Raw genomic sequence first — 20269 nt, 5'->3', positions numbered from 1 at the left:
TGAGCGCTCGCTGCGGCGGGTCACACCGTGGCGTACGCCACGATGCCGCGGCGCACCGCGTCGAGCGCCTTGCGAGCGGTTCCGGCAAGCGCGGGCTCGGCGACGAGCGAGATCTGGTCGAGCAGGTCGATGGTCTGCTTCGACCAGCGGACGAAGTCCCCCGCCGCCATGTCGGCGTCGGCCAGGACGCGATCCAACGGCAGACCGCGCGCCCACGAATGCATCGCCGAGGCGAGGCCGGCCGAGATCGGCTCGGTGCCCGGAAGATGGTGGTCGCGCTCGAGGTCGTCGAGCTGCTGCCAGAGCGTCTCGGTGTCGGACAGCACCTTGCGGAACGCACCGCGCGGCAGACCGTGCTCTCCCGGGCCGGCGTCGTCTCGACGGGGCTCGTAGACGAGGCTGCATGCCAGGGCCGCCAGAGCCGCCGCATCCAGCTCCTTCCACAGACCTCGTCGCAAGCACTCCGCGATGAGCAGGTCGCGCTCACCGTAGATGCGGCGCATCGTGCGGCCGGCCGGTGTGAGCGTCGTGACCCCGTCGCGCTCGGCCACGTAGTCGAGGGCATCGAGCACATCGACGACGCGGTCGAAGATGCGCGCGACCGTGCCGGTGCGCTGCTCGATCTGGCGTCTGATCTTGTCGGTGCTGCGCTTCAGCTTCCAATACCGCTCCGCCCACCGCGCGTGACTCTCGCGGTCGGGGCAGGAATGCGCGGGGTGGCGCTGCATGCGCTTGCGCAGGCCCGACAGCTCCCGCTGCCGCTGCTCGCGCGTCGCGCGCGAGGCCGTCGCGTCGCGCCGGTTGAGCTTCTCGAGATCGGCGAGCTGGCGCCGGATCTCGGAGTACTCGCGGAAGTCGCCCCGGTCGCAGGTCATCGCCTTCTCGTACCCGGCGAGCGACTCGTCGGCCTCGCGCACCTGGCGTGCGAGCCCGACGACGGCGCGATCGGCCTGGAACTGCGCGAACGACGATTCGAGGATCTCGCGCGAACGCGCACGTCCGAACTGGTCGATGAGGTTCACGGCCATGTTGTACGTCGGGCGGAAGCTCGAGTTGAGCGGGTAGGTGCGGCGTGAGGCGAGGGCGGCGACCGACTGCGGCTCCAACGCCGCGGTCCACTGGATGACCGCGTGACCCTCCACGTCGATGCCGCGGCGACCGGCGCGCCCGGTCAGCTGCGTGTACTCCCCCGACGTGATGGCGACACGCGCCTCGCCGTTGAACTTCTCGAGCTTCTCCAGCACCACGGTGCGTGCGGGCATGTTGATGCCCAGCGCGAGGGTCTCCGTCGCGAAGACGGCCTTGACGAGCTTGCGCTGGAAGAGCTCCTCCACGACCTCCTTGAACGCCGGAAGGAGGCCCGCGTGGTGGGCGGCGACGCCGCGCTCGAGGTTCTCGCGCCAGTCCCAGAAACCGAGCACCGACAGGTCCTCCTCGAGGAGACTGCGGGTGCGCTCCTCGACCACTCGGCGGATCTCGTCGCGTTCCTCGGGAGTGGTCAAGCGCACACCCGAGCGGCGGACCTGCTGCACGGCGGCGTCGCAGCCGACACGGCTGAAGATGAAGAAGATCGCGGGGAGGAGGTTGGCGCGCTCGAGGAGTGCGACCACCTCCGGCCGGTCGAGCCGTTCGATCCGCTGCGCGTGGGTGTTGCCGATCGGACGCGAGCCGCGCTGGGACGAGCGCCCGCGCTGCACCTCGTAGCCCGCGTGGCGGGAGCTGCGACCGGCCTGGGCGCGCCGATTGTTCTCGTAGGTCGTCCCACCCGCGGAGCGCATACGCAGCAGCTCCTGATTCACCTGCGCGGTGGCGACGCCGGCTCGGTCGTCGAAGAGCGGCAGCAGATCGCCCCGCACGAGCACGTGCTGCTCGAGCGGCACAGGGCGCGTCTCGGAGACGATCACCGCGGTGTCGCCGCGGACCGTGTCGAGCCAGTCGCCGAACTCCTCGGCATTGGACACCGTCGCCGACAGCGAGACCAATCGCACGCTCGGCGGGAGGTGGATGATCACTTCCTCCCACACCGCGCCGCGGAACCGGTCGGCGAGGTAGTGGACCTCGTCCATGATCACGTACCGCAGGCCTCGGAGCGCGCCGGAGTCGGCGTAGAGCATGTTGCGCAGCACCTCGGTCGTCATCACGACGATGCGCGCGGAGCCGTTGATGTTGGTGTCACCGGTCAGGAGACCGACCTCACCGGCCCCGTAGACGTCGACGAGCTCGCGGAACTTCTGGTTCGACAGCGCCTTCATCGGCGTCGTGTAGAAGGCCTTCTCGCCCGGCTCGAGCATCGCGAGATGGATCGCGAACTCGCCGACGATGGTCTTGCCGGCGCCCGTGGGCGCGGCGACCAGAACGCTGCGGCCCTCTTCGAGCGCCTGGCATCCGGCGATCTGGAACTCGTCGAGTTCGAACCGCTGGGAGGCGGCGAAGTCCGCCGTACGCGGGTGGCTCACGCGCTCGGATGCCCGAGCGAACCGCTCGGCCGGGCTGAGAGAACTCACGCGGTGGCTTCCGGCGGGAGCAGGGTTTCCTGACGCTTCCTGCGGCGGCGGTCGAGCAGCAGGGTGAGGCCGGCCGCGGCGAGGTACAGCACGATCAGGATGCCGGCGAGGCCGAGCATGCTCACGACGTCGGCCGCGGGCGTTGCCAGGGCCGAGAAGATCGTGGCGATCAGGATGGCGACACGCCATCCCTTCAGGATCGCCATTCCGCTCATCACGCCGGCGAAGTTGAGAGCCACGAGGAAGACCGGGAGCACGAACGCGACGCCGATGAAGATGAGCAGCTTGAAGACGAAGTCGTAGTAGTTGGCCGCCTCGAACAGCTGCGCCCCCTGCTCGGGGACGAACGTGGCCATCAGCTCGATGATGTGGGGCATGATGAACACCCCGACGACGCACCCGCCGAAGAACAGCGGCACCGCGGCGGCGACGAAGCCGATCGTGTAGCGCACCTCGGACCGCGTGAGCCCGGGCATGATGAACGCCCAGATCTGCCACAGCCAGATGGGGGCCGACAGCAGAAGACCCAGGGCGAAGGCGATCCGCATCCGGAGATCGAAGCCCGACGTGACTCCGGCGAAGTTCAGCGCCACGAGATCGGTGCCGCGCTGCTCCGCCACGATGCGGATGGGCTCGGTGAGCACATCGATCACCGGCCCGGTGATGAAGAAGGCGACGACCATGCCGATGACCAGGGCGAGAGCGGCGATCATCAGCCGCTTCCGCAGCTCGACGAGGTGCTGGCCGAGCGACATGCGTCGATCGCGCCGCGGCTCACGCCCTCCCACGCGAGGGGGCTCGGTCGTCACCACGACAGGTCAGGGCTTGGGGTCGACGGTACCGCGCGCGGGGTCGGCCGCGACGTTCGAGGCATCGCGGACCTCCGGCGCGACGACCGGCGATGCGGTGGTCGGGTCGGCAGCGTCTTCCTTCTTCATCTCTTTGATCTCGCTGCGGAAGACGCGGGCCGACTGGCCCATGCTCTTCGCCAGAGCGGGGAGCTTCGCGGCTCCGAAGAGGAGGAGGATGACCGCGAGAACGATCAGGAGGTGCCATCCTGTAAGACCGGCCATGATTGTTCCCTTCTCGAGGTGCGTGGCCAGTCTAACCCCGCCGACTGCGGCGAGGCTGATGACGCGGCTGTGGGTCGCCTATGCGCCGTGCGCGTCGCGGTACTGCGTCAGCCCGGCCTGAGCCCAGGCTGCGGCGGCCCGGCGGGCGGCGAGGGGTTCGAGGATCTCGACCTGGCCGCCCCGGCGGGCGGCGAGACGCTTCAGGCTGTGCTCGTCGGCGACGCGCACCGTGGCGACCGGCTTGTCGCCCGACTCGTCGACGACGGCGCGTTCCAGGTAGACGCCGAGAAGGGGTGCGACCGCGGGGTCGTACCGCACCCGCGCGACGGGATCGTTCTCGCCGGGTTCGAACAGCGCCGGCACCGGCTCCCCGCCGTGCGTGATGGGGATGTCGGTGAGGACCACATCGCTCACCCGCTCGAGGTGGAACGTGCGCACCGCCTGGCGGAGGTGGCACCATCCCTGCAGGTACCACTGGCCGCTCGCGATGTGCACCTTCACGGGATCGACGGTGCGCGTGGTGGCCGCGGCATCCGGAGCGCGATAGGTGAACGAGACCGCCACGCCCCGGCGCAGCGCGTCGGCGACGACGTCGCGCACCCCGTCGACGGGGCCGGGCGCCACGATCACGTCGGCCGGCGCGGTCGCCGCCCCGCGAGCGAGCTTGGCGAGCAGCTCCGCGACGAGCGGGCTGTCGCCCACGCCCGGCAGGGTGCGAGCGAGCTGGAGCCCGGCGAGGAGCGCAGCGGCCTCTCGCGCACTGAGCTTCGGGGAGCGCTCGAGTCCGACCGTGTTGGTGATGACGATGAGATCGCGCTCGTCGAGCAGATCCCAGTTGATGTCGAAGAGGTCGTGGGGCAGCTGCCAGAAACCACCGTCGCCGGGGAGCCCGATGACGGTGAGCTTCTCGACCATCGCCCGCATCTGATCGGGGGTAACGTCAAACTCGTCCGCGGCCTCGGCGATCGACACCTCGCCCTTGCCCACGAGGTACGGGACGAGCTGCAGCATGAGGGCGGCACGATCGGTTGCGATCAGCGGCCGGGCGCTCATGATGGCCCTCCGTGCAGCGCCAGCGTCGCTTCGAGCCGCCGGATGACCTGATCGCGCAGTTCGGCGGGCTCGACGACGCGCACCTCGGGTCCGTACGACGCGATCTCGTCGGCGAAGACGTGCACGTCGACGTAGGGCACGCGGATCTCCTGCCCCTCGGTGCTCGCGCGACGACGCAAGCGCAACGCGGCCTCCGTTCCGGGATGCACGGCCAGCAGCGCGCTCTGGCGCGACGCGAGTTCGCGGAGTCCGGCCAGACCCCGCTCCCCCGCGCCCGTGCGCAGGGTGGAGTCGAACGACTCCTTCGTGACGACGACATCCCCGACGATGCGGGAGAGGAGGAACGTGCGCTCGGCTTCGACGCCGAGATCGATTCCGAACACGTGCCACCGCGCCTCGTATTCGACGAGGGCGAGAGGACGGATGCGGCGCACCCGGGCGGTCTCTTCGCCGGGGCGCAGGTAGGCGAACTCCACCACGCGACTGAGCTCGATCGCGCGCTGCAGGGGCGGGAACGAGGCATCGCGCAGACTGATGCGCGGCGCGTAGCCGATGATCGGCTCATCGACCTCGATGCCGAGCGCCCGGATCTTCCGAAGGCCGCTGCGGGCGTCGGCCGAGAGCGACTCCGACCCCCACACGCCTCCGGCGAGGTTGAGCAGAGCGACCTCGGCGGGGGTGAACTCGATGTCGTCGGGCAGCTCGTACTCCGCCGTCGGCACGCGGTAGCGGGCCTCCCGGAGGTCGTCGGGATCGGCGTAGTCGCCGATCGTCTCGATGGGCACCCCGAGGCCGCGGAGATTCTCCTTGTCGCGTTCGAACATCTTCTCGAGCGCGTCGCGCGAAGCGCCGGCCTCGGACTGCTCCCGATAGCCCGCGACCGAAGACAGGATGGTGTCTTTCGTCAGCCCCTGCTCGGTGGCCATGAGAGCGACCACGAGATTGACGAGGCGCTCTTCCGGGGCGTTCTTCGAGGCGGGCGAGGGCACGCCTTCATCCTACGGGCGGGAGGGATTGCGGTGGCCGCCGAGGTGTAGCCTGACGCGCGAATGCACCCGGACGGGTGCGCGACGGGAGGGGTCGGGCATGTGCACGAGTTTCCAACTGCGGGCGACGGACGGCAGCGTCTGCGTCGCGAGGACGATGGAGTTCCCCGACATGCTCGGCGCCCGGCTGACCGTCATCCCGCGCGGGCTCGCGCTGACGTCGACGGCCCCTGCCGCGGACGGCATCTCGTGGACCAGCCGGTACGGCGTCGTCGGGATGGATGCCGTCGGAACCCCGCAGCTGCTGACCGACGGTATGAACGAGAAGGGCCTCTACGCCGGGGCCCTCTACATGCCCGGATTCGCTTCGTACGAGGAGCCGGGCGACGACGCGTCGACGACACTCGACGTGCTGGACGCCGTCGTCTTCGCCCTCACCACGTGCGCGACGGTCGGAGAGGTCTTCGAGGCATTCGCCGGTATCCGCGTGTGGGGTCGGGACAATCCCGTGATCCAGGGCGTACCGCCCCTGCACCTCGTGCTGCACGACGCCACGGGTGCCGCGGGCGTCATCGAGTTCGAGGACGGCGCTCAGCAGCACCGCGACAACCCTCTCGGCGTCGCGACGAACGCCCCCTACCTCCCGTGGCACCACGAGAACGTGCGCAATTGGCTTCCTCGCCTCACCGCGGCCAACCCCGCGCCCGTGGCCATCCGCGGCGTGGAGTTCGCTCCCCTTTCCCAGGGGCAGGGGTTCGTCGGGCTGCCCGGAGACTCGGGCAGTGCGGGACGGTTCCTGCGCGCCACCGCCTACGTCATGACGTTGCAGCCACCCGACGACGCCGACGCGCTCGAACTGCTGAGCCTGCACGCCCTCAACAACTTCGACATCCCCGTCGGCATGATGAGCGGTGTCGGTGGCACGGGTATCGAGCAGGACGACCAGACGAAGTGGTCGAGCATCTCGAGCCTCACCGCGCGTCGCTACATCGTGCGCACGCAGGCGAACCCGACGCCGGTGGCGGTCGACCTCGACGCGACCGACTTCACCGGCGACGCACCGCGACAGCTCGAACTCGTCGCGGGCGGTTTCGCCTCAGTGACGATCTGACCGCAGGGGTCGAGCCGGACCGGTTTCAGCCGACTCCGAGAACGTCGATCACGTAGACGATCGCGGGCTCGGACTGCGCGGCGTCGGCATCGCCCGCAGGCTGCACCACCAGCAGCTGCGAACCGACCGGCTGCCCGCGCAGCGCGTCGGCGATCACCGGCGGAAGGGCGTCGAGCGTCTGGCGGAGCGGCTCGGAATCCCACGTCGTGTTGACGGTGGTCTTCGGGTCGTCCCAGTCGACCGAGGTGAAGGCGAACAGCACGCTGTCGTCGTCGTTGACCTCGGCGCCGTCGCCCTTCTTCAGCACCTGGACGACAGGATCGATCGGCGCGTCGGCGTCGGGGACGATGATCCCGGGACGGCCGTCGGGCGCCCGGACCACCGTCGGCAGACCGCGGGCGTCGTTGTACTGGTCGGCGCCGTCGGCTTTGGGCAGATAGACCTTGCGCACGTCGACGACGGCGATCGCCGACTCCCCGTCCTCGAGTCCGAGGCCGGCCACGGCGTCGGGCGAGACGCCGTCCGCCGACAGCGCGACGACGACGCGCGAGCCTTCGCTCGCGCACATCAGCGCGTCACCGAACTGCGGGAACGTCTGCTCCCACTGCGTCAGGCTCAGCGGGCGACTGGTGTCACCGGTGTAGGAGGTCGAGACCAGCGGCTGCCCGGTCTCGCCGCTGACGAGGGAGAGATCGAGCACCACGAGCTGCGAGTCGGTCGTGATCTGCGCTCCGTCACCGGTCTCGAGGTCGTACGAGGTCGTCTCGGCGACGTGGAACGGGGTGCGGACCTCGATGTCGGGCGCGGTGTCGACCGCCCCCGAGACGTCGATCAGGTCGGACGTCGTCGACGATGCGGACGGACGCGGGCACGAGGCGTCGACGGAGGTCGACGCACAGCCGACGAGACCCGCCGCAGCGAGGGCGGTCACAGCGACGATTACCGGGATTCTGCGCACCGGGACAGTCTACGGGTTCGACTCCGCAGCATCCTGCCCCGCCTGGCGTACGCCGTCGGCCGCCTTCTGCGCCTCGCGAACCCGCTTGCGGAGGTTCTTGTCGGTGATCTGGCGGTCGCCAACGGCGCCGGGGGTCCACAGCTCGACGTCCTCGTCGCCGTAGCTCGACTTCGACGCCCGCCGCTTCTGCTCGGGAGCGACGGCACCGGGCGCCAGGCGGCGCGCGGTGAGGAGGAACCCGGTGTGGGCGATCATGCGGTGATCGGGACGCACGGCGAGACCCTCGACGTGCCAACCGCGCACCATCGTCTCGTTCGCGTCGGGCTCGGTGAACAGCCCCGTCGCGCGGATGAACTCCGCCACGCGGCTGAGCTGAGTGGCGGTCGCGACGTAGCAGAGCACGACGCCGCCCGGGGTGAGGGCGTCGGCGACGACGTCGATGCACTCCCACGGTGCGAGCATGTCGAGCACGACCCGGTCGACCGACGCGGGAGCGACGGCCTCGGGGAGCGCCTCGACGAGATCGCCGACGACGACCTCCCAGGTCGCCGGGGACTCGCCGACATAGGTTTCGACGTTGGCCTTGGCGACGTCGGCGAACTCCTCGCGGCGTTCGAACGAGACGAGACGGCCGGTGGCCCCGATCGCCCGTAGCAGCCAGAGCGAGAGCGCCCCCGAGCCGACGCCGGCCTCGACCACGACGGCGCCGGGGAAGATGTCGGCCTGCGACAGGATCTGCGCGGCATCCTTCGGGTAGACGATCGCGGCTCCGCGGGGCATCGACATGACGAAATCGCGCAGGAGCGGGCGGAGCGCGAGGTACTCGTGTCCCGAGCTGTTGACGACCACGCTGCCGTCGGGCTGGCCGACGAGGGCTTCATGACGCAGCACGCCGTGGTGCGTGTGCAGCTCTCCGCCCTCGCGGAGCGTGATGGTCGACAGCCGGCCCTTGGGGCCCGTCAGCTGCACGCGGTCGCCGACGCGGAAAGGTCCGCTCAGCCGGGGGATCTCGCTCATCGTGCGTCCACCGCTCGCACGTGGGCGGCGTGCAGGGCGGCGAGGTCGGCCGCGGTGCGGCCCTCCAGACTGGGCCACAGTTCGTGCGCGCCCACGCCCTCGAGCGGCAGCATCAGGGGAACGCCCAGGCTGACGGCTCCGCTGGCGACGGCCGATCGCAGGCCGTTCGGGGAGTCCTCGATCGCGACAGCGTCGGCGATGTCGACTCCGAGCGCCTCGCAGGCCTGGAGGTACGGGTCGGGGAACGGCTTCGGGCGGCGAGCGTCATCGCCCGCGACGACGACGTCGAAGGCGTCGAAGTCGATCAGGTCGACGACAGTGTCGGCCATCCGCCGCATCGACATCGTCACGAGAGCGGTCTTCACTCCCTGCGCCTTGAGATCGGCGAGCAGCTCGCGCGCGCCGGGGCGGAAGGGCACACCGGTCTCGGCCAGGCGCGCCATGACCGAGTCGGTCAAGTGGTCGATGATCTCGGTGACACTCAGTCGCACGCCGGCGGCCTGGAAGATGCGCGCGGAGTCCTCGAGGCCCAGGCCGACGAGACCCAGCGCCTGCTCGTGCGACCACGTTCCGCCGAAGCTCTCCACGAGGGGCGTCTCGGCCGCCATCCAGTACGGCTCGGTATCGACGAGCGTGCCGTCCATGTCCCACAGGACGGCCGCGGGCATGGTTCTGGTCATCCGTCCATCGTAACCGGGACGACCCTCGCGCCCGCGGCCGAGGGCCGCTCGGCGAGGAGATGCACCTATCCTTGATGCATCCCGTCGCGGCAGAGGAGGTTGCGTGGAAGCACTGGGTCGCCGAATCATCGTCTGCGCGTTCGACGGATGGAACGACGCGGGCGAAGCGGCATCCGCCGCCGTGACGCTCCTGCGCGAACAGGGCGAGTACGAGCCCGTCTTCTCCGCCGATCCCGAGCTGTACTTCGATTACCAGTACACGCGCCCCCACATGGTCGCCGACGGCGACGGTGGACGGAGCCTGCGCTGGCCCGAGGCCACGCTCTACCGCCCCATCCGCACGCAGCGCGGTGTCACACAGCTCTGGGTGCTCACGGGCGTCGAGCCCGCCCGCGCGTGGCAGGCCTTCGCCAGCGAGTTCATCGACGTCGCCCTCCGCGAGGACATCACGGGCTTCGTCGCGCTGGGCTCGATGATGTCGGACGTTCCGCACACGCGGCCCATCTCGATCTTCGCGGGCAGCGAGAACGAGAGCGTCCGCGACCAGCTCGGTCTCGAGCGGAGCACCTACGAGGGTCCGGTCGGCATCCTGTCGGTGCTCGGCAATGCGGCGGATGCTGCGGGCATCCCGTCGGCGAGCCTGTGGGCGAGCATCCCCCACTACGTCGCGGGGCACACCCCCTCGCCGAAAGCGACCCTCGCGCTCCTCGACCGACTCGAAGACGTCACCGGCGCCGAGGTGCCGCGCGCGACCCTCGCGGTGGATGCCGCCGCCTGGGAGGCGTCCATCGACGCAGCGGCGGCCGACGACGAGGAGATGACCGACTACATCCGCCAGCTCGAGCAGACCCGCGACACGTGGGACTCCCCCGAAGCATCCGGCGATGCCATCGCGCAGGAGTTCGAGCGCTACCTGCGCCGGGGCGGCGACGGACCGACGAAGCCCGGCAGGGACGACCCGCCCCGACGCTGACGGCGGCGCTCACGGCTTCGCGCCGGGCCTGCTCTCCTCCTTCGCCGCCTTCTCGGCGGCCCGCTGGGCCTCGGCGGCGGCTTTCGCCGCCTCGCGCTCGTCGGCCTTGCGTGCGTTGTCGGCTGCGACCTCCGCGGCGCGGTCGCCGCCGTTCGAGACGCCGGGCGCGATGACGGGCGACTGCGCCGGGGAGGTGTCGTCCGGGCCGGCCGGCGGCGCCTCGCCGTTCCCGCCGGTTCCCGCGTCCGGCTCGTTCCGGCCCGGGTCGACCACGACGCCGTCCGTCGGCGCCACCGGCGACGAGTCGCCCGTGTCGGAGTCGACCGTCGCGACGTCGACCTCGGGTTCCGTCGTCGGCGCGTCGGACGGGACGGTGTCGACAGCGACGGTCTCAGCCGGCGAGGGCACGGCGGCCCCCGGACCGCCGAAGAGCCAGGCACCGAGGACGATCACCGCGGCGGCCGCGGTCGTTCCCCCGACGATGGCGAGCCCGCACCGGAGCGGGCGACGAGGCCGGCGGCGCGCAGCGCGAGAGACGCTGGGCGCCGTGAACTCGGACATGGGGGGCGCCGGCACGGGTCGTGACGCGACCGGGGCCACCGCGGTCGCGGCCGTCTCGAGCGGGTTCGCGGTGTGCTCGAGCGCCGCGGCGGACGCCGCGACCTCCGACGCGGTCGGCCTCTGCGCGGGATCGAGCGCGGTCATCCGTCGCAGCAGCCCGGCCCACTCGTCGCCGAGCGCATCGGGCACGTCGGGCGATGACGTCACGCGGGTGACGAGCGACTCGACGCCGCCGATCCCCCCGAAAGCGCGGTCGCCGGTGAGCGCCTCCAGCACGAGCAGCCCGAGAGCGTAGATGTCGGCGGGTGGGGCCGGCGGCTCCCCTTTCACTTGCTCGGGAGCGAGGTAGGCCATGGTCCCCACCACGAGGCCCGGCGTCGTCACTCGCGTACTGTCGACGAGGTAGGCGATGCCGAAGTCGGCCAGGCGCGCCCGATGCGGTCGGCCCGGCAGGCTGGGCGGTGACAGCAGCACGTTCGAGGGCTTGATATCTCGGTGCACGATCCCGGCCGCATGCACGACGTGGAGGGCGTCGGCGAGCTCGGCGGCCAGACGGGCCGCGTCGCGAGCGGCGAGCGGGCCGTCGTGCAGCACGGCGCTGAGGGTTGGGCCGTCGACGAGTTCCATGACGAGGTAGCTCACCCGACCCGGCGCGATCCGCGCGTCGAACAGCGTCACCAGCGAGGGGTGGCTGAGCGATGCGAGCACCCCCATCTCGCCGCGGGCACGCTCCAACGCTGTCGCGTTCTCGGTGCCGTCGCGCATGACCTTGATCGCGACGGAGCGTCCGAGCGCGTGGTCGAAACCGCGGTGCACGCGCGCCATACCGCCCTCGCCGATGCACTCCTGCAGCTGGTAGCGACCATCCAGCAGGGCCTCGGTCGGGGCGTCGTCGTCGGGTGTCATCGAGGGCCCTCCATGGCGCCGCGACGGGTGGCGCGCGCCACGGCTGAAACTATCCGGAGGGACACCGGCCCGATCCGCTCTTGACGCGGGGCGGAGAATGCGCTTGGGCTTCGCGCGACTCAGTAGGCCTGGAGCACCCCGGTCGACAGCAGCACGAGCAGCGCGACGCCGAGCACCACGCGGTAGATCACGAAGGGAAGGAAGCTGCGCTTCTTGATGTACTGCATGAGGAACGCGATGACGCCGAGCCCGACGACGAAGGCCACGACCGTCGCCACGGCGGTCTCCCCGGCACCGTACGGCCCGCCGGGTTCCTCGAAGCTCTTGTAGAGCTCGTAGAAGCCGCTGCCGAACACGGCGGGCACGGCGAGGAGGAACGCATACTCCGCTGCGGCGGGGCGGGTGTACCCGAACGCCAGACCGAGCGTGGTCGTGGCTCCCGACCGTGACACGCCCGGGACGAGCGCGAGGGCTTGGGCGAAGCCGAGCCCGAGGCCATGCGGGAACGTCATCTGCTCCATCTCGCGGCGCCGAGAGCCCCAGCGGTCGGCGGCTCCGAGGAGGAGACCGAACACGATCAGCACGATCGCGACCAACCAGAGGTTGCGGAAGGTGTCGCGGATGACGCTCTGGAACGCGAAGCCCAGCACACCGATCGGGAGCGTCCCCACGATGATGAGCCAACCCAGACGCGCATCGGGGTCGTTGCGGGGCACCTTGCCCGTCAGCGACTGCGCCCACCGCCCGATGATGCGCACGATCTTCTTCCAGAAGTAGAGCAGCACGGCGAGCTCCGTGCCGATCTGGGTGATCGCGGTGAAGGTCGCCCCGGGGTCGGTGGCCGACGGCAGGAACTCCCCCACGATGCGCAGGTGCGCGCTGGACGAGATCGGCAGGAACTCGGTCAGGCCCTGGACCAGACCGAGGACGATGGCCTCGATGAACTGCATGTGCGCTCCTAGTAGGTCCGGATGAGGTCGGTCAGCACCTGCTGGCCGAACACGAGCGCGTCGACGGGCACGCGCTCGTCGACGCCGTGGAACATGCCGGTGAAGTCGAGGTCGGCGGGCAGCCGCAGCGGAGCGAACCCGTAGCCGGCGATCCCGAGGGCCGCCAGCGCCTTGTTGTCGGTGCCGGCACCCAGCAGGTAGGGGATCACGGGGACGCCGGGGTCGTGGCGGCCGAGCGATGACACCATCGCCTCCACCAGTTCGCCGCGGAACGGCACCTCGAGGCCGATGTCCTGGTGAACGATCTCGATGTCGACCTCGTCGCCGACGATGCGGCGGATCTCCTCGAGCGACTCGGCCTCGGTGCCCGGGAGCACGCGCACGTCGATGAGCGCCTCGGCACGGTCGGGGATCACGTTGTGCTTGTATCCCGCGGTCAGGCCGGTCGGGTTGGTCGTCGTGCGGAGGGTCGACCGGAGGAACGCGGATGCTGCGCCCGCCCGCTCGGCGAGTGCATCCGGGTCGCCCCCGGCCGAGTCGCCGGTGAGGCGGGTGACCGCCTCCAGGAACTCGGTGGTCGTGTCGGTGAGACGCACCGGCCAGGTCGTCCGGCCGAGGCGGGCGACGGCCTCGGCGAGCTTCGTGATGGCGTTGTCAGGGTGCAGCCGGCTGCCGTGGCCGGCACGGCCCCGCGCGACGAGCTTGACCCAGATGAGGGCCTTCTCGCCCACCTGCAGCAGGTACGCACGGCGGTCGCCGAACGTGATCGAGTAACCGCCCACCTCGCTGATGGCCTCGGTGGCGCCCGCGAACCATTCGGGACGGTCGCGGACGACGAGCGCCGAACCCTCCACTCCCCCGTTCTCCTCGTCGGCGAAGAACGCCAGCACGAGGTCGCGCTCGGGCTGCTCGCCCGCGCGCAGCAGGTCGGCGACGGCGGTGAGGATCATGGCGTTCATGTTCTTCATGTCGACGGCGCCGCGGCCCCACAGCATCCCGTCGCGGATCTCGCCGGCGAACGGATCGACGCTCCAGTCCTCGGCGATCGCGGGGACGACGTCGAGGTGGCCGTGCAGGATCAGGGCGGGCTTGTCTCGATTCCGCCCCGCCACCCGCGCGACGACATTGGTGCGCCGCGGGATGGGCTCGTAGTACTCGGGGGTCAGCCCGAGCCCCTCGAGGTAGGCGCCGACGTACTCGGCGGCTTCGCGCTCCCCGTTCGCCGTCCCTCCGCCGAAGTTCGAGGTGTCGAACCGGATGAGGTCCGCGGCGATCCGGGCGACCTCGGGAAGGCCGTCGTCAGGCGTGGGCATGAGGGCTAGGTTATCGCGCTGTCGCGTCGGTCTTGTTTCGGCGGAGCGCATACGCGTCACGAATCCACACATGCCCGTTCGAGCCCACATCGACCGGCTGATTCACGGCGTGGATTCGCGCACCGATGTGTTGATCCGCCCGTCGAACCCCGGGGTGGTTCGCCGTGCGTTCCGGTGCATGGTAATGTCGTTCCTCGGTTGCGAAACCGAAAAACACCCAATGCGCGGGTGGCGGAATAGGTAGACGCGCTAGCTTGAGGTGCTAGTGCCCGTATTAGGGCGTGGGGGTTCAAGTCCCCCCTCGCGCACAGAACGAAGAACGGCTCCCCGACAGGGGGGCCGTTCTTCGTTTCGCGCTCGGACACCCGCATGGGCCGAGAAACCACGCCAGGCGGCGCGTCTCGGCCGATCGCGGTGTGTCAGCCGGCGGAGACGCCGAAGAGCAGTCCGAGCACGTAGGTGACTGCGGCGGCGCCGTAGCCGATGAGCAGCTGCCGGAGGGCTCGGCGCAGGGGCGGTCCGCCCGAGAGGAGCCCGACCATCGCACCCGTGGCGAACAGGGCGATGCCGACGAGGGCGAGCGCGAGCACGACCGCCGCGAGACCGGAGAGCCCGAAGATCCACGGCAGCACCGGGATGATCGCGCCCGAGGCGAAGAACAGGAAGCTCGAGATCGACGCGCCCCATGCGCCGCCCACGATCTCGTGATCACCGGATGCTTCGTGGGCACGCGGGTTCGGAAGCCCGGGCCGGCGCGACTCCTCGACCGCGCGACGGGCGTTCTCGAGGGCCTCCTCGGGGTCCATCCCCCGTGCGCGGTACACCAGCGCCAACTCGTTCGCGTCGATGTCGAGGTGCGGGATCGCCGCGTCGGCGAAGTCGCTCGGCTCGGTCGAGGCGAGCAGCTCGCGCTGCGAGCGGACGGAGACGAACTCGCCCGCACCCATCGACAGCGCCCCGGCGAGAAGCCCGGCGATGCCGCTGAAGAGCACGAACCCCGGCGCGACCCCCGTCGCGCCGATCCCCATCACGAGCGCGAGGTTGGAGACGAGTCCGTCGTTCGCGCCGAACACGGCGGCCCGGAAGGTGCCCGACAGACGTCGTCGGCCGCGCGCGGCCAGCCCTCGCACGACCTCGTGGTGCACCTTCTCGTCGGCGGCCATCGCCGCGGTCGCGTACGGCTCGTCGTCGTAGGGCGACCGTGCCTCGGCGTTCTGCGCGAGGGCGAGCACGAAGATCGAGCCGAAGCGCTGCGCCATCCACCCCAGCATCCGACCGCCCATACCCGGTCGCGGCAGCCGCGCGGGCTCGCCCCCGAGGAGCTCGAGCCAGTGGGCCTCGTGCCGACCCTCCGCCTCGGCGAGCGAGAGGAGGATCGCCCGCTCCTCTCCCGACCGACGGGCGGCGAGCCGTCGGTAGATCCTCGCCTCGGCGCGCTCTTCGACGAGGTATCTCGCCCACCGCCGTCGGTCTCGGGGGGTGGGCGCAGCCGTCACAGTCGTTCGATCCTCTTCGCGATCCGGAAAGTCACCCCACGCTAACGGCGCCGACGACGACGTCGCCCCGAAAGCCCGGGATTGCCAGCATTTCGGGGATCCGAACCGGTTCGGCTCAGGAGTGCACGCGCTTGCGCAGCACCTCGATGCGCGCCTGCAACTGCGCCACGGTCGCGTGCGAGACCGCGGGGCCGCCGCAGATGCGTCGGAGTTCCGCGTGGACGAGCCCGTGGGCCTCGCCGCTCTGACGCGCGTAGAGCCCGACCAGGCTGTTGAGCAGTTGGCGCTGTTCCTTCAACGTGCGGTGCAGTGCCGCGGGAGGTGCGTCGTCGGGCACCGCGTCGCCCGTGGGGGCGTCGCGCTCCTTCGCCTCGCGAGCGGAGCGGTGGCGCCCCTGCTTGGCCTGCCTCGCCATCAGCACCTCGTGCACGTGCTCGGGTTCGAGCAGCCCCGGGATGCCGAGGAACTCTTCCTCCTCCAGCGTTCCGGGAACCGCCAGCTGGCCGAACTCCTTGCCGTCGAACAGCACCCGGTCGAAGTGCGCGAGCGAGCCCATCGCCTGGAACTCGAACTCCTGCTCGAGCGCGTCGGAGGCCTTGTCCTCGCGCTCGGCGGCGTTCATCATGTCTTCTTCGGCGTTCCAGTCGTCGCCGTCGCTGTCGCGGTCGAGGGCATGGTCGCGCTGGCGCTCCATCTCGCCGGCCAAGGCGAGCAGATTCGGCACGTGCGGCAGGAACACGCTCGCCGTCTCGCCGCGCCGTCGGGCGCGCACGAAGCGGCCGATCGCCTGGGCGAAGAAGAGCGGCGTCGACGCCGAGGTCGCGTAGACGCCGACGGCGAGCCGGGGAACGTCGACGCCCTCCGACACCATGCGGACCGCGACCATCCATCGGCTGTCGTCGTTCGAGAACCTCTCGATGCGCGACGACGCCTCCGCCTCGTCGGAGAGCACGACGGTCGGCGCCTCGCCCGTCAGCCCCTCGAGGATGGCCGCGTAGGCGCGCGCGGCCGTCTGGTCGGTGGCGATGACGAGCCCGCCCGCGTCGGGCACCTGCTCGCGCACCTCGGTGAGCCGGCGGTCGGCCGAGCGCAGCACCGCCGGGATCCACTCGCCGTTCGGGTCGAGCGCGGTGCGCCACGCCTGCGACGTGATGTCTTTGGTGTTGTCCTGCCCGAGCTGGGCCTCCATCTCTTCGCCCGCCTTGGTGCGCCAGCGCATCGAGCCGGCATAGACGAGGAAGAGCACCGGCCGGACGACGCCGTCCTCGAGCGCGCGCTTGTAGCCGTAGTTGTAGTCGGTACGCGAGATGCGGATGTTGTTGGCGTCGGGGTGGTACTCGACGAAGGGGATCGGAGCGGTGTCGCTGCGGAACGGTGTCCCCGACAGGAGCAGTCGGCGCGTCGCGCGCCCGTAGGCCTCGCGGAGCGCGTCGCCCCAGCTGAGGGCGTCGCCACCGTGGTGCACCTCGTCGAGGATGACGAGCGTGCGGGCGTTCATGATGAGGTCGTGATGGACGGATGCTTTCGTCGCGACCTGCGCGTAGGTCACGGCGACGCCGTGGTACTGCCGCGACGGAACCGAGTGACGGTTGCTGAAGAACGGGTCGAGGCGGATCGAGACGCGGGCCGCGGCATCCGCCCACTGCGTCTTCAGATGCTCTGTCGGCGCGACGACCACGATGCGGTCGACGACGTTGCGACGAAGCAGCTCGCTGGCCAGCCTCAGCGCGAAGGTCGTCTTGCCGGCGCCGGGGGTGGCCGCCGCGAGGAAGTCGCGCGGGCCTTTTCCGACCCCGTCGGGACCGTCGGCGCCGAAGTAGATGTCGAGGGCCTCGGCCTGCCAGGCGCGGAGGCGCTGCGCGGTGCCCCAGGGGGCGCGTTGCGGGTAGGTGGGAGAGAGATGCTCGGCGGCGAAGCTGCCGAAATGCGGGTCGTTCTCGTCGGTTCCGGGAGGGTTCGTGAGCGTTCCGTCTTCCACATTCCTCCTTTCCGATGCGTCGAGCGCAAGCATCAACGATAGGTCGTCGCGCCGACATCGGACTCCGCCGGCGACGAGCGAGGGAGTCCGGGCTCCCCGCTAGCCTGGAAACGGAGGTCCTGCTGATGATCGAGTCCGAGAAACTGCACCAAGACAACCCCGGCCCTCACCCGTGGCGGCGGTACGTCGCCCTCGGCGACTCCTTCACCGAGGGCATCGGAGATCCCGTGCCGGGCGGTCATCGCGGCTGGGCCGACCGGGTCGCGGAGGTGCTCGCCGCCCAGGTCGACGACTTCGCCTACGCGAACCTCGCGGTGCGCGGCAAGCTCATCGCACAGATCGTCGCCGACCAGATCGAACCGGCCCTCGCGCTCAAGCCCGACCTCATCACGATCTCGGCCGGCGGCAACGACGTGATCCGTCCCGGCACCGATCCCGACCAGGTCGCGCAGCAGTTCGAAGACGCCATCGTGCGGCTCTCGGCGAGCGGGGCGACGATCGTGGTCTTCACCGGGATCGACACGCACTTCACCCCCGTGTTCCGCAACATCCGCGGCAAGGTCGCGATCTACAACGAGAACATCCGCGCCATCGCCGACCGGTACGACTGCGTCGTCGCCGATCAGTGGGGTCTCAAAGAGATCCAGGACATGCGGTTCTTCGACGACGACCGCCTGCACATGAACCCCCTAGGTCACCACGAGGTGGCTCGCATGGTGCTGCGCGCGTTGAACGTCCCGAACGACCTGCAGCCGATGCAGCCCGACCCGCTGGGGGTCACGACCTGGCGGCAAGCGCGCGAGAAGGACTTCGTCTGGGCCCGCACGCACCTCGTGCCGTGGGTGCTCCGACGGCTCCGCCACCAGTCTTCGGGCGATCTGATCCACGCCAAGCGCCCGGAGCCGACCCCGGTCTTCGCACGCACCGCGGAGACGGATGCCGCGGACAGCGGCGCGAAGGACGATCCGCGCTAGCGCCGGAGCGCCCAGATCGCGACGGCCGATGCGGCGGCGACGTTAAGGGAGTCCACTCCCCCGCCCATCGGGATGGTGACGACCGTGTCGGCGCCGGCCAGCGCGCGACGGCTCAGTCCGTCGCCCTCGGCGCCGAGCATCAGCGCGATGCGCTCGGGAGGATCCGCGGCGAACGCGTCGAGGGCGACCGCGCCGTCGGACAGCGCGAGCGCGGCGATGTGCAGCCCGGCGTCGTGGAGGGCGGCGGTTGCCGCCGGCCCTTCCGGCAGCCGCGTCCACGGCACCTGAAAGACGGTGCCCATACTCACCCGCACGCTGCGACGGTAGAGCGGATCGGCGCACCGCGCCGACACCAGGACCGCATCGGCGCCGAGCGCGGCGACGCTGCGGAAGACCGCTCCGACATTCGTGTGATCGACGATGTCCTCGAGCACGACGACGAGCCGGGCGTCCTTCACGACCTCGGCGACGGGGCGTTCGGGCGGGCGATGCATGGCCGCGAGCACGCCGCGATGCACGGCGTACCCCGTGACGTCCTCGGCGAGGGCGGCCGGCACCACGAAGACGTCGACCGCGTCGGTGTCGACGATCTCGACGGTCTCGGCGACCCACTTCTCCTGCACCAGCACGGAGCGGGGTCGGTGTCCGGCGCGCAGCGCGCGGGCCAGCACCTTCGCCGACTCGGCGATGTACAACCCGCCCTCCGGCTCGATCACGCGCCGCAGGGCGACGTCGGTCAGGTCTCGGTAGTCCGACAGGCGCGGATCGCGCGGGTCGTCGACGGGGATGATGGGCATGATTCCTCCCCACTCTGCCACCGACCGGGCACCCGCCCCGCGCGGCCTACACTCGAATCGGTGACGGAGGTGGGCGCATGACGGCGGAGACGCAGGCGGATGCGGCGACGACCGCGGCGATCGAGGCGGCCGTGAAGGCCCTGTCCGGCCGCACGATCGCGGTGCTCACCGGCGCCGGCGTCTCGACCGATTCCGGCATCCCCGACTACCGCGGCAAAGGTGCGCCCGTGCGCACGCCCATGACGGTCACCCACTTCCTCTCGAGCGAGGACGCACGTCGCCGCTACTGGGTGGGCAGCCATCTCGGGTGGCGGACGTTCGCGGCGGCCATGCCGAACGACGGTCATCGCGCCCTCGCGAAGCTCGAGGACGACGGCGTCGCAGCGGGGATCATCACCCAGAACGTCGACGGTCTGCACCTGCGCGCCGGCAGCAGGCGCGTCGTCGAGCTGCACGGGACGATGCGGCGCGTGTTCTGCCTGCAGTGCGGGCAGGTCTTCGACCGTCGCGACCTGGCCGAACGCGTCGAAGCGGAGAACCCCTGGCTCACCGTCGACGAGGACGTGCTCCTCGGCCCCGACGGCGACGTGCGCCCCGAGAGCATCGAGGGTTTCCGCGTGCCGGCCTGCAGTGTCTGCGGCGGAGTCCTGAAGCCGGACGTCGTCTTCTTCGGGGAGTACATCCCCCCGGCGAAGTTCCGTGAGGCCGAGCAACTCCTCGCCCAGAGCGACGCGCTCGTCGTGGCCGGGTCGTCGCTCGTGGTGAACTCCGGCATCCGTCTGGTCGAGCGCGCACGACGCCGCCGGCTGCCCGTCGTCATCGTCAACCGCGGAGCGACCAAGGTCGACGCCCGCGCGACCGTGAAGATCGATGCCGGCGCGAGCGAGGTGCTCACGACGCTCGCGGAGATGCTCCGCCCGTCGGCTCGGTAGGCTCGAA

18 protein-coding genes and 1 tRNA gene are annotated in these 20269 nt (G+C 70.6%); 5 read left to right on the top strand and 14 right to left on the bottom strand.

Translation table 11 applies throughout. From position 1 onward, the window contains the following. Positions 1–20: 20 nt before the first annotated feature. From FVP77_RS05750 to FVP77_RS05730, 5 genes are all read right to left on the bottom strand, one after another. Positions 21–2504 carry a DEAD/DEAH box helicase gene (locus tag FVP77_RS05750; protein ID WP_147893644.1) on the bottom strand — a complete coding sequence of 828 codons (2484 nt, stop codon included), beginning with the start codon at positions 2502–2504 and terminating at the stop codon, positions 21–23. Beyond that, complete coding sequence (gene tatC / locus FVP77_RS05745; RefSeq protein WP_147894454.1) at positions 2501–3259, bottom strand: twin-arginine translocase subunit TatC; 759 nt, start codon at positions 3257–3259, stop codon at positions 2501–2503. Before tatC ends, FVP77_RS05750 begins: the two co-directional genes overlap by 4 nt. A 63-nt stretch (positions 3260–3322) precedes the next feature. After that, positions 3323–3580, bottom strand: a complete 258-nt coding sequence (tatA, locus tag FVP77_RS05740; protein WP_147893643.1) for a Sec-independent protein translocase subunit TatA — start codon at positions 3578–3580, stop codon at positions 3323–3325. Between the two features lie 75 nt (positions 3581–3655). Beyond that, entirely contained in the window at positions 3656–4630 is a 975-nt protein-coding gene (locus FVP77_RS05735) for a helix-turn-helix transcriptional regulator (protein WP_147893642.1), read from the bottom strand. Beyond that, a complete protein-coding gene (locus FVP77_RS05730; RefSeq protein ID WP_147893641.1) occupies positions 4627–5619 on the bottom strand; it encodes a helix-turn-helix transcriptional regulator in 993 nt (330 codons plus the stop codon). Before FVP77_RS05730 ends, FVP77_RS05735 begins: the two co-directional genes overlap by 4 nt. Before the next feature lie 97 nt (positions 5620–5716). On the opposite strand from FVP77_RS05730, the gene FVP77_RS05725 reads away from it, so the two are divergent. Further along, positions 5717–6727 (top strand): linear amide C-N hydrolase, encoded by a 1011-nt coding sequence (locus FVP77_RS05725; protein ID WP_187266827.1) that lies wholly within the window; start codon positions 5717–5719, stop codon positions 6725–6727. 25 nt (positions 6728–6752) lie between these two features. Here FVP77_RS05725 and FVP77_RS05720 read toward each other — a convergent pair whose 3' ends face one another. The 3 genes from FVP77_RS05720 to FVP77_RS05710 are packed head-to-tail and all read right to left on the bottom strand — an operon-like array spanning position 6753 to position 9382. Next, complete coding sequence (locus tag FVP77_RS05720) at positions 6753–7685, bottom strand: FKBP-type peptidyl-prolyl cis-trans isomerase (protein WP_147893639.1); 933 nt, start codon at positions 7683–7685, stop codon at positions 6753–6755. Positions 7686–7694: 9 nt separating this feature from the next. Next, positions 7695–8702 carry a tRNA (adenine-N1)-methyltransferase gene (locus FVP77_RS05715; RefSeq protein WP_147893638.1) on the bottom strand — a complete coding sequence of 336 codons (1008 nt, stop codon included), beginning with the start codon at positions 8700–8702 and terminating at the stop codon, positions 7695–7697. Continuing rightward, positions 8699–9382, bottom strand: coding sequence for an HAD family hydrolase (locus FVP77_RS05710; protein WP_147893637.1), 684 nt, complete (start codon positions 9380–9382; stop codon positions 8699–8701). Before FVP77_RS05710 ends, FVP77_RS05715 begins: the two co-directional genes overlap by 4 nt. A gap of 103 nt (positions 9383–9485) precedes the next feature. Between FVP77_RS05710 and FVP77_RS05705 the strand changes: the two genes are divergently transcribed. Beyond that, positions 9486–10355 carry a PAC2 family protein gene (locus FVP77_RS05705; RefSeq protein WP_147893636.1) on the top strand — a complete coding sequence of 290 codons (870 nt, stop codon included), beginning with the start codon at positions 9486–9488 and terminating at the stop codon, positions 10353–10355. Positions 10356–10364: 9 nt separating this feature from the next. On the opposite strand, the gene FVP77_RS05700 is transcribed toward FVP77_RS05705, so the two are convergent. The 3 genes from FVP77_RS05700 to FVP77_RS05690 all read right to left on the bottom strand — a co-directional run bounded on the left by FVP77_RS05700 (position 10365) and on the right by FVP77_RS05690 (position 14085). Next, positions 10365–11822 carry a serine/threonine-protein kinase gene (locus FVP77_RS05700; protein WP_147893635.1) on the bottom strand — a complete coding sequence of 486 codons (1458 nt, stop codon included), beginning with the start codon at positions 11820–11822 and terminating at the stop codon, positions 10365–10367. Positions 11823–11941: 119 nt separating this feature from the next. Next, positions 11942–12772 carry an undecaprenyl-diphosphate phosphatase gene (locus FVP77_RS05695; RefSeq protein WP_147893634.1) on the bottom strand — a complete coding sequence of 277 codons (831 nt, stop codon included), beginning with the start codon at positions 12770–12772 and terminating at the stop codon, positions 11942–11944. A gap of 8 nt (positions 12773–12780) precedes the next feature. Continuing rightward, entirely contained in the window at positions 12781–14085 is a 1305-nt protein-coding gene (locus tag FVP77_RS05690; protein ID WP_147893633.1) for a M20/M25/M40 family metallo-hydrolase, read from the bottom strand. Between the two features lie 222 nt (positions 14086–14307). Between FVP77_RS05690 and FVP77_RS05685 the strand changes: the two genes are divergently transcribed. Continuing rightward, positions 14308–14393 (top strand) — tRNA-Leu (locus tag FVP77_RS05685). Between the two features lie 111 nt (positions 14394–14504). Here the strand turns inward: FVP77_RS05685 and FVP77_RS05680 are convergent. Together FVP77_RS05680 and FVP77_RS05675 are read right to left on the bottom strand one after the other, a co-directional pair. Next, positions 14505–15581, bottom strand: coding sequence for a VIT1/CCC1 transporter family protein (locus FVP77_RS05680; protein ID WP_147893632.1), 1077 nt, complete (start codon positions 15579–15581; stop codon positions 14505–14507). A gap of 115 nt (positions 15582–15696) precedes the next feature. Beyond that, entirely contained in the window at positions 15697–17559 is a 1863-nt protein-coding gene (locus tag FVP77_RS05675) for a DEAD/DEAH box helicase (protein ID WP_246133991.1), read from the bottom strand. 125 nt (positions 17560–17684) lie between these two features. Between FVP77_RS05675 and FVP77_RS05670 the strand changes: the two genes are divergently transcribed. Further along, entirely contained in the window at positions 17685–18533 is an 849-nt protein-coding gene (locus FVP77_RS05670) for an SGNH/GDSL hydrolase family protein (RefSeq protein ID WP_147893630.1), read from the top strand. On the opposite strand, the gene FVP77_RS05665 is transcribed toward FVP77_RS05670, so the two are convergent. Then, positions 18530–19330, bottom strand: coding sequence for a TrmH family RNA methyltransferase (locus FVP77_RS05665; protein ID WP_147893629.1), 801 nt, complete (start codon positions 19328–19330; stop codon positions 18530–18532). The two genes, FVP77_RS05670 and FVP77_RS05665, sit on opposite strands and share 4 nt — an antisense overlap. A 77-nt stretch (positions 19331–19407) precedes the next feature. Here FVP77_RS05665 and FVP77_RS05660 point away from each other — a divergent pair, with 77 nt between their 5' ends. Then, positions 19408–20262 carry a Sir2 family NAD-dependent protein deacetylase gene (locus tag FVP77_RS05660; protein WP_147893628.1) on the top strand — a complete coding sequence of 285 codons (855 nt, stop codon included), beginning with the start codon at positions 19408–19410 and terminating at the stop codon, positions 20260–20262. The last annotated feature ends 7 nt before the right edge of the window (positions 20263–20269 follow it).

The organism is Microbacterium hatanonis, from assembly GCF_008017415.1.
Taxonomy (GTDB): domain Bacteria; phylum Actinomycetota; class Actinomycetes; order Actinomycetales; family Microbacteriaceae; genus Microbacterium; species Microbacterium hatanonis.
Note: the sequence above shows the minus strand (reverse complement) of the source record. Positions and strands in the feature narration are given on the sequence as shown.